The sequence below is a fragment of the Mycobacterium timonense genome, from assembly GCF_025821985.1.
GTDB lineage: Bacteria > Actinomycetota > Actinomycetes > Mycobacteriales > Mycobacteriaceae > Mycobacterium > Mycobacterium avium.
The window spans coordinates 1-8,055 of sequence record NZ_JACKSY010000057.1 but is presented as its reverse complement, the minus strand read 5'-3'; the positions used below and the strand labels follow the sequence as shown (position 1 = coordinate 8,055).

The window sequence follows — 8,055 nt, the reverse complement described above, 5'->3', positions numbered from 1 at the left end:
GGGCGGCCAGTCCTTTCAAGCCGCACCATCAGGCCGGCAAGAGCGATGCAGCCTCACCCGCCCCACCCGGGGTCACAGCACAACGTAACAACACGAAGTAACTGCACCTACGAACTTAAGGACTATCGATGACGCCAGAGCGTTGGTGCCGCTTGCGATCATCCGGTTTCCTAATTCTGACCGGTTTGGCCAGGTAGACGTTATCTCCCAGCCGGCGCGGATCATTCCCTCTAGCAAGGTTTCCCAACCAGTCGAGGCTTTGCCGTCGTCGTCCGATTCGCTCTGTTTGAAGGCGTACCAAACGGTGATCGGGTAATCAGACATTGCCGCTCCCCGCGCCCCGGCAAAGACGGAGCGAAAACCATTCTCGAAGAACCGCCGCGCACCTTCGTCTCCACCATGTCTGTATGAATTGGCGACGAGTTCCTCCGCCTTCGGCACCAACACCGTGGAGAGTAGCTTGGGGTAGACGGGGCGAAGTGACCGACGTAGCCAGACGTAGAAGTAATCGGCGAGGTCGGAGTACACAATGTTGTCGTAGTAGGGCGGGTCTGTCGAGATTAGACGGTGGGATCCCGTTACCGCCATTCGCGCGTCCGCTTGATTAGCAGTCCCGGCGACGGCGCACGGAACACGCTCGATCACGCGAGCCACCCACGCAGTGTCTTCGAGAAAATCTCCGCCAGAGCCGCCAAAAGGATTGGCCTCGGCAAAATCCCACGTCATCGGAAGTGCCTGGCGCGCAAATACGCTCCGCACGGCCTCCATCTTGGTACTCGAATCCCAGGAACAGACTGACGACGACTTATTTGACAGTCGGCTGACTGCGAATCCGAGGTACGTGGCGACAGCGTCGGCGTACGCAACGGCCCCACCACCTTCATCCGCAAGTGGAATGCCTGGTGGCATGCCGGCCGCGAGCGCCTCGTTGCGGACTTTCTCGCGTGCCTGCTCAACTAGATTGCTGAAAGCCATCATCGCGACAAGTTGTCGATCTGTAAAGTAATCAGCGAAAGTGAAGAAGCCATAACGCTTTCCCTGCGCATTCCCCCCGAATGTACCGCGCGCCTCCGCGTTCAGAGTGGCTTCATCGGCCCGCAACTTGGCGGCTTCCGTCGACGCTGAGCCTGCGAGGGCCTCGTCAGCGGACGTCGCAGGCAAGTAGATTCGCCTCCTGTTTCCAACGGCAACCACCGCGAGCAACTTGCATGGTGGCTTAATTTTCACGTCAAGCTGACCGTGGACCTCTTCCGGTGTTACTGGAGCACCGCACACCCAGCAGTCGAACCTCGCACCTTGACCCCGCTTGTTGGGCTCAGCTTTCCTTGGGCCCGAAGCAATCTCAAAGGTCACGTGTCCATCACTCGCGAGGGGATGGATCCAGGTTTCCTGCCCTTTTTTCCTGCCCAGATCGAGCGACGAGACCAGTGGAATTTGAGCAGCGCATGCTGGGTTCTGGCAAGTGACGGTGCGAGCCCAAATCCAGGCGATCACAGTTGCTTTAGAGCCATCCGGCAGTGTGGTTTTCGGATACAGGTGACCGATGCGTTTCTCAGCTTCGTCTCGCATCCAGGCCCCGTAGGCGCGAACGTCCGCTGCGAGCCCTTCGGCTCCCTTCCAAGACCGGATTTCCGATTCCGCGAGCCCCGGGAAGACTGGCGGCTGGTCCCGGAACTTTGGCGGAATCTCGATGAGCGCCTTATTGATCAGCACTGCAACTGGATTCAGGTCCGAGGCGTGTGCCTCGAGCCCGAGCCGTTGAGCCTCAAGCGGTATGGTGCCGCCGCCCGCGAACGGGTCGAGGATCGGCGGCGGATTGCCATTGGTTGATTTGAGAATCTCGGCGTGTGCTTCGGCAAGGAGCTTCTCGTCGCGGGTGTTCTCCCACACCACGAGCCGCTCGATCAGCGCGTGCAACCTTTCGCGTTCCTTGCGTTGCAACTCTTCGGTGGGAAATTCGTCGGGCCGGGACGATGGATCGTCGACCAGCTGGGCGAAGAGCACGGCCCGGGCGGCGGCGAGCGGCCGTCGCGCCCACCACAGGTGGAGCGTCGATGGGTGGCCGTGCCGAATCGACTTCTCCCGCGCGGATTCTCGGTTGATCGCCTCCAGCGGAAGCGCAACCTCGATCAATTTGCGTTTGCGAACCGGTGTGGTCGCCACATCGCTGACCGTCATCAGAATGGATTCACTCCCTTCGCCCACATTTTTGTCCAGTCGCCTCGGATACCGGTCGAGTCGAAATCACCGAGATCGGTTGTCGCGAACGGGTTGTCGAGATACCGCACCTCGTCGTGCTGCGGACCGAGTGAGTCGACCTTGACCAGTGCGAGTCGGTAACGGGGCACCGCGTTCTTGCCGACCATTACCTCGTTATGCGTGACGAAGAAGTCGGTTGCGCCCTCGATGCGGGCCTTGACCTCGATGCGGTATGTATCGCCGTTCGGCGCGTAGGACAGGATGTCAAACCCCTTGTTGTTGAAAGCCTGTTCCACCGGTGTGCGGCCAAGCGCCCGCTCGCGGGCAAGCACCAGGTCCACTCCGCGGCGTTCGACGTCCTTGGTCTCTTTCGCGTGGATCGGAGCCGACGCCGACAGCTCGCCTTCGAGCATTCCGACCGGCAGCACGAGTGCCGCGGTGAGGATCCGCGGCGGCTTAGTCGACATCAAAGCTTGCTGCTCGATCGTCTCTAATCGCCCGCGCAGTCGCGCGTCGAGGTCCACGGCCTTACGGTTGAGGCTTTCGGCGGATTCTTTGGGCTTTTCACCGGCCTGCTCCTTCTCGGCGGCGACCGCCGCGTCAAGAAGCAGCCGGTCCCTTTCGTACTCAAGGCGTTTGGTGACCAGCTCGCGAGTCTTGGCCAGTTCGGCTGCACGTCGGGGCTGGACCTCGGAAAGATACTCGGGCAGTTCGTTGGTGATGATCCAGCTGATGGCCCGGTCCTCGGCCTCGGCCAGCCACGGCAGCTGCCGCGCTGCGGTCACGGTCGGCACGTCCGGTGCGGCCACGCAGTCGAGGTAGGGCGCCGGGCCGGCTTCGGTCACGGTGCCGACGCTGTCGACGTAGGCGTACCCGAACCGACGCGACACCGTGGTACCGGTCGCATCGGCGACCTCCTCGACCACACCGACCAGCAGGTGCGGTTCCTCCAGCGTCGATGAAACCAACACGGTGCCGCTGTTGAGCACACCGCCGTGGCGGCGGATCGCCTCGTCCATCACCGCGTCGTGCAGCGGGTGGCCCGGTGCCAGCAGGTCGGCCCGGCCGAGTCCGTCGGGTTGAACGTAATCGAGGTCGAAGGTCACACGGTCGTATTTGGTGGCGATGGGCCCGAACTTACCGGCCCGGATCGGCGCCGGAACGTTGGCGATTTCATAGCGGGCCTGCTCGCGCTTGCCGATGCGCCCACCCAGCCGGGTGAACGCCGCCTTGAACGCCAGCTCGATGTAGTGCGGCTGCAACCGACGGGCCCGGGCCTCGTCCATGGCCGCACGCAACTTGGCCAGGTCGGCCTCGGCGAGATGCTCCGAAGCCAGGGAGCGTTCTTCGAGCAGCTCCTTCAAACCCTCGGACACCGTGCCGTCGATGACCTCGTGCATCTTGGCCTTCACATCGTCGCGATCGCCGTAGCGGATCGCTTCCAGCAGCAGGTCTCGCAGCGAGGTTTCGTTGAACGCCTCACCGAGCACGTCGAACACCTTGCCGCCATAGGCTTTTCGTTGCTCTTCGACCTTGAGTAGCAGCCGGACGAACACCTCACCCTCGCGGGTGTTGCTAGCCACCAGGTTCCACAACCGGCACACGTGTTCCTGGCCGATGCGGTGGATGCGGCCGAAGCGCTGCTCGATGCGGTTGGGGTTCCAGGGGAGGTCGTAGTTGACCATCAGGTGCGCCGCCTGCAGGTTCAGGCCCTCGCCGGCCGCGTCGGTGGCCAGCAGGATCTGGCAGCCGCGGTTCTTGGTGAATTCCTCGGTGATGATGCGCCGTTCCAGCCGCCGCACGCCGCCGTGAATCGCTTGCACCGCATCGGGTTTACCCAACAGCGACCGGATACGCGCGGTCAGGTAGTCGAGGGTGTCGCGGTGCTCGGTGAAAATGATGAACTTACGCGGCACTCCGTCCTTGTCGGTGGTGAGCGCGTTGTCCTGCAGGATCGTGCTCAGCTCGGTCCATTTGCGGTCGGTGCCCGCATCGCGAACCTGCTTGGCGACCTTCGTCAGCTCGGCGAGTTCGAGCAGCTCGGCGTCGAGCTCCTCAACGGTCTGGGCCGCGGTGGCGGCGTCGAGCAACTCTTCCTCGATGTCCTCGATTTCCTCGGCGTTGTACTCGTCGGCATCCAGCGCGCCGACATCGATGCTGGGCTCCTTCTCGACGTAGGTCCCGTTCAGGATCTCCTGCTTCTTGCGTTCCAACCGTTCGGTGCGGCGGACCAGGCTGCGGTAGATAGCCTCCGGGCTGGACGCCAGCCGGCGTTGCAGCACGGTGAGCGCGAACCCGACGGTGTTCTTCCGCTTGCCGCCGACCCTGTCTGCGCGGTTCATGCCCTCCCGCACATAGGAGGTGACCTGCTCGTAAAGGTCGTATTCCAGCGCGGTCAGCTCGTAGGGCACGGTCTCGGCGATGCGCTCCGGGAAGAGCTTTTTGCCCTCGAACGTCAGCAGCTCTTCTTTGACCATGCGCCGCATGATGCCGCTGGTGTCGGCGGTTTTCTTGTGCTTGCCCTCGAAACGGTCACGGTCCAGCAGCGTCAGGAACAGCTGGAAGTCCTCTTCTTTTCCCGAGTGCGGTGTGGCCGTCATCAGCAGCAGGTGGCGGGTGATCGAACCGAGCAGCTCGCCGAGCAGGAAGCGCTTGGTCTTCTCCAGCTTTGCACCGAAATAGTGGGCACCCATCCGGTGGGCCTCATCGACGATCACCAGGTCCCACTCGGTGTCTTTGAGCTGTTTTTGCAGCTCCTCGTTGCGAGACAGCTGGTCCATGCGGGCGATCAGCAGCGGGTTGGCCTCGAAGACGTTGAGGTTGACGTTGGCGTCGATGAGCTGGTTGGTCAGCAGGTCGAAACGCAGCCCGAACTTGAAGAACAGCTCGTCCTGCCACTGCTCGACCAGCCCGCCGGGCGCGACGATCAGGCACTGTTTCACATCGTCGCGGAGGATCAGCTCCTTGATGTAAAGGCCGGCCATGATCGTCTTGCCGGCACCTGGGTCGTCGGCCAGCAGGAACCGCAACGGCGTACGGGGGAGCAGCTCACCGTAGACCGCGCGGATTTGGTGGGGCAGCGGGCGCACATCGCTGGTAGCGACCGCCAGCATCGGATCGAACAGGCCCGCCAGCTGGATGCGTTGGGCCTCGGCGACGAGCTTGAAGTCGGCTGCGGGAGCGTCGAAAGCTCGGCTACCCGACTGAGCGACGGATAGCTTGTGTTGGTCCGCGCGGAAGATGACTTGCTGGCCGAGCGCGCCGTTGGCGGCCTTGTAGGTCAGCTCAAGGGCATCAGTGCCGTGCCACTGCGCAGCGATGACGGTAACCACCGCGGCGGGGATCAACCCGTCAATGCGAAGGCCCGCCTTGAGCTCTTCAAGCAGCACGTTGGCCTCCTATTCGACAGCCAGATAACGGTAATCGAAGGGTCCGACAGGAGAGGGCCGTTTACCGGATTGACGAGGTCGTGGTGCGCTGACTAGGCGCCAGGCGTGCGTATATCCCGAGTGCAGCGGTGGACGATCTGCGAGCGGCCCGACCGCATTCGTTGGTCGAGCGGAGCTCCGCTGCAGTCCGTCGTCGCACTTCGGACGAGATTCGGTGAGTCACTTGGCGATCAACGACAGCGTGGTGAGATGAACACGTGAATCGCCGCAAACCACCGCGGGACCATGGCCTGAAGGTGGAGCCCCTGTCATCAGACGCCACCCACGAGGTGGTGTTCTTCAAGCGGCACCGCGACGACGACACGGCGCAGAATTCACCCGGATTGGACGCGCTACTGGGATTTCCCACGAACGTGCGGGCGCGAATCCTCGCGACCCTCGCCGCTGTAGCCAAAGCACCGCCGAAGCGGTTCGCTGGCGGTGGGCAGTGGGAGGCGATGCACGGAGGCATGACCGGTTACTTCGAGGCGCGCGTCACCTCGAAGACCTCGAACGGGAAGTGGCACTACCGACTGTTCTGCCTTCTGGACTACGACGCGGCGGGAAAGACTTCGCCACTCCTCACGGTGATCGACGGTGCCGCGAAGCCGTACCGAACAATATTGTCCGACGCGCGCTACGCCGAGGTGCGTGAACTGGGAGATGAGTATCTCGGGCGCAACCCGAGGTCGCTCGTCACCGAGGACGACATCCGCTCCGCGATGGGGGCGAGCTAGGCGCAGGCTCGCATGGGTTCGGTGATGCGGGTGCGCTCGTCCTCCGACATTGGCGTGAGAGTCACCTTCATGCCCAGCGCCGCAGCGACCTCCGCGATGGTGCTGAGCGTCGGGTTCACCGACTCAGACGACAGGAGACGCCGCACGGTGCTCGGGTCGGAGCCGATCGCGCGGGCCAGAGCCGCCTTGCTCAGCTTCTCCGCACCCCGTGCTGCGTCGAGCGCGTTGATGATGGAGTCAACCGCCTCGATCCGTGCCGACTCTGCGGCGTACGCGCGGGCGAACTCGGGGTCGCGACCCTCGAGTTCCAGCAACGTGTTGAACACGTCGTTCATGGCGATCACCTCTCTCGGCTGCGCGGTGTAGATGCAGAAATCGTAACATAAATGCCACGGTCGAGGTAGCCGCTAAGCGCCGTCGACTGAGCGGGCCTACGGCGGGCGGCGCTGATGCCCGGGTAGACGTGATCGGTGCGCGGTCCGCTACGAGCGATTCAGAAACCGCTTCTGATTAGCGCGCACGATCTTCGTCGTCGCGGCGAGGTCTGTCCCCCAGAAGTAGCCGAGTGCCGTGGCCACGTCTTCCAACCCGTTCGGCCGTGCGGGGCGTCCGCGATCCTTCGCATACGGCCCGTCTGTCTCCAGGAGGATCCGATCTTGGGGAATCTCCCGCATGAGCGACGGGAACTTTCGCGAGCGCGTCATGGCGACGTTGATCGAGAAGTACAGGCCAGCTTGAAGGGCCTCACCGATAAGGTTCAGCGGGCCGCTGTACCAGTGCAGGACGGCGGGCAGTCCGGCGGCAGCGAGACGCTCAACGACGTCCTCTTCAGCCCCGCGACTGTGGACGGTCAGCGGATGCCGTCCGGGCTGAGCCTCGGTGAGTACCACGTCGAAGACGCGTTGCTGGGCCTTGGCGGTAGCGGCACCCGCACGGGAGTAGTCGAGCCCGACTTCACCGATCCAATTCGTTTGCGGCACAAGTCGAAAGAACCGGGCGAGGTCGTTCGGGCCGAAGGACGCGGCGCGCAGCGGATGGAGTCCGAGTGCCACCTCAACGTGCTCACGTCTGCCGAGCCGGGTGCGGAGCCGTCGATACTCGTCCGGATCCTCTGTAACCGCGACGACCGCGACTCCGGCTTGGTCGGCGTCGCGTAGCGTCGCGACTGGGTCCGCATAGGCCGACACGTGGCAATGCGTGTCGAGGAGACGTTCCGCGCTCACTTCAACCTCTCGACGATCTCAGCCGTGGCGCCGGAGGCTCCTTCGAACCACGCTCGGAGTTCTTCGATGCCTGCACGCCACACTCGCAGGAATTCGCGGTGTTCGCCGTTCGGGATCGGTCCGTTGCGGAAGATGTCGCGATCCGGTCGGTCTGCATACACCGAGTTGATGACCGCTCGGAGGTCAGCGGCCCGGCGTGTATCGCGGTCGAGGAGACCCTCGCCGCTTAGAGCGTCCCACGCGTAGCCTTCGGCGGTGTCCCAGCCGACGCGAGCCATGGATGAGCGGCGGATGAGGCACGGGAAGCAGTATCCGCAATTGCCTTGCTCACGCTCGGCATAACGGGCGGGGTCACGTCCCGTGGAGTGGTGTAAGAGCGGTCGCGTGTCCGCGTGTGGCTCTGTGGTAGCCACTATGCCGTGAGAGCGGCTGTGGGGGCAATGGTTTCGGCACTTTGGTCACTGACGT

General features: G+C 63.4%; 5 protein-coding genes and 1 pseudogene. 1 reads left to right on the top strand and 5 read right to left on the bottom strand.

All coding sequences use genetic code 11. The features are described 5' to 3' along the window. Positions 1–117: 117 nt before the first annotated feature. Together H7I87_RS15220 and H7I87_RS15215 are read right to left on the bottom strand one after the other, a co-directional pair. A pseudogene (locus tag H7I87_RS15220) lies at positions 118–2,178 on the bottom strand (DUF1156 domain-containing protein); the annotation flags it as partial. Further along, the gene (locus H7I87_RS15215; RefSeq protein ID WP_033727447.1) at positions 2,178–5,588 is read right to left on the bottom strand and encodes a DUF8742 domain-containing protein; all 3,411 of its coding nucleotides are present in this window, start codon (positions 5,586–5,588) and stop codon (positions 2,178–2,180) included. The gene H7I87_RS15215 and the pseudogene H7I87_RS15220, both read right to left, overlap by 1 nt. A 257-nt stretch (positions 5,589–5,845) precedes the next feature. On the opposite strand from H7I87_RS15215, the gene H7I87_RS15210 reads away from it, so the two are divergent. After that, a complete protein-coding gene (locus H7I87_RS15210) occupies positions 5,846–6,364 on the top strand; it encodes a hypothetical protein (protein WP_224125967.1) in 519 nt (172 codons plus the stop codon). Here the strand turns inward: H7I87_RS15210 and H7I87_RS15205 are convergent. The 3 genes from H7I87_RS15205 to H7I87_RS15195 all read right to left on the bottom strand — a co-directional run bounded on the left by H7I87_RS15205 (position 6,361) and on the right by H7I87_RS15195 (position 7,865). Beyond that, a complete protein-coding gene (locus H7I87_RS15205) occupies positions 6,361–6,699 on the bottom strand; it encodes a helix-turn-helix domain-containing protein (RefSeq protein WP_033727457.1) in 339 nt (112 codons plus the stop codon). The genes H7I87_RS15210 and H7I87_RS15205 overlap by 4 nt on opposite strands. A 147-nt stretch (positions 6,700–6,846) precedes the next feature. Then, entirely contained in the window at positions 6,847–7,587 is a 741-nt protein-coding gene (locus H7I87_RS15200; RefSeq protein ID WP_033727456.1) for a TatD family hydrolase, read from the bottom strand. Further along, complete coding sequence (locus H7I87_RS15195) at positions 7,584–7,865, bottom strand: hypothetical protein (RefSeq protein WP_196243716.1); 282 nt, start codon at positions 7,863–7,865, stop codon at positions 7,584–7,586. The genes H7I87_RS15200 and H7I87_RS15195 overlap by 4 nt, the downstream gene beginning before the upstream one ends. Between the last annotated feature and the right edge of the window lie 190 nt (positions 7,866–8,055).

Excerpts from the sequence above, each read along its gene's own strand:
- H7I87_RS15205 (WP_033727457.1), bottom strand. The coding sequence starts at position 6,699 with ATGAACGACGTGTTCAACACGTTGCTGGAACTCGAGGGTCGCGACCCC.
- H7I87_RS15195 (WP_196243716.1), bottom strand. The coding sequence starts at position 7,865 with ATGGCTCGCGTCGGCTGGGACACCGCCGAAGGCTACGCGTGGGACGCT.